Here is a 1,148-nt window from a genome sequence, read left to right on the forward strand (position 1 = left end):
CGGAAGCCGGCCGGGATCGTGTCGACCACCGTCAGGCCCGAGGCCAGGGAGCCGGCATTGTTGGTCACGCGGATGGTGAACGGCGCCTGCTCGCCACGCCGGATGAAGCGAAGATTCGCAACCTTCGTCACCGTGATGTCGCTCACCGCGACAGGCAGGGCCAGAAGCGCAACCGCCTCTTCCGATTCCACAGGCTGGCTCGACACCGTGTTGGCGAACGCGGTTCCCACTGCAGTTGCGGTGTTTTCCACCCCATCCTCGATACCTGCGCCATTGTCGATATCGGCCTGGGTCAACGTGTAATCGGCAGTGAACTCCGCGGTCTCTCCCGGATCGAGCGAGACCTGGGCCGGGGTGAAGTTGGAGAGCGTTCCCGTGCCCCTCACGCCATTGAAGGTCGGGCCGGCATCCTGCGGCTGCACCTGGTCAAGCCGCACGGTGCCATCATTCTTCACCTTGAAGGTGTAGCGGATGGTTTCGCCCGGCTCGGCCACGCCGTTTCCGTCGTCCTGGAACAGGCCCGCCTTCTCAAGCAGGATCTTAGGAACAAAGGTGGGTATCTCGACGCACTGGTCCGGCGCGTCGGCGCAATCCGGCTGCGGTGTGCCGCTTTCATAGGCAATGTTGCCGATCGTCGTGACGCCGTCGGGGATCGGGTCGGCGACCATCACGGAGTAAACGACATCCACCGTATCACCCGCCGGCACGACGATGCCGTCCCAAGTGAGCGGGTCGGAGTTTACCGGTTCACGCGGGGTGCCGCCGACTGTCGCCGAGCCCGCCACATAGGTGGTATTGTCGTCGATGTTGTCGGCAAGATCGAAGACCGCCGCTGCCGTGCCGGAATTGGTGAGGGTCACCGTATAGGTGAGCCTCTCGCCGGGCTCGGCATAGTTGGGAACGCTTCCGCTTTCCGCCGTCAGGCTCTTCGAGGGCACCGCCTCACCTGCGATGGGCGTTACCGTGCAGTTCGCCGGCATGGGGCTGACCGCGCAGTCGGGCTCCGGATCGCCGGTCCTGTAGGCGACGTTACCGATCTCGGTCACACCGGCCGGGATCGGGTCCGCGACGGTGACCTGATAGACCACCTCCACCGTGCCATTCGCCGGCACGACGATGCCGTTCCAGGTGAGCGGGTCGGTTCCGAC

The 1,148-nt window shown here is 64.8% G+C and carries 1 pseudogene; it reads right to left on the bottom strand.

The window, feature by feature from the left end:
- Positions 1–1,148: pseudogene (locus CHEJ32_RS25965) on the bottom strand (DUF11 domain-containing protein); the annotation flags it as partial.

It is taken from the genome of Chelativorans sp. J32 (assembly GCF_000518985.1).
Classification (GTDB): Bacteria; Pseudomonadota; Alphaproteobacteria; order Rhizobiales; family Rhizobiaceae; genus Chelativorans.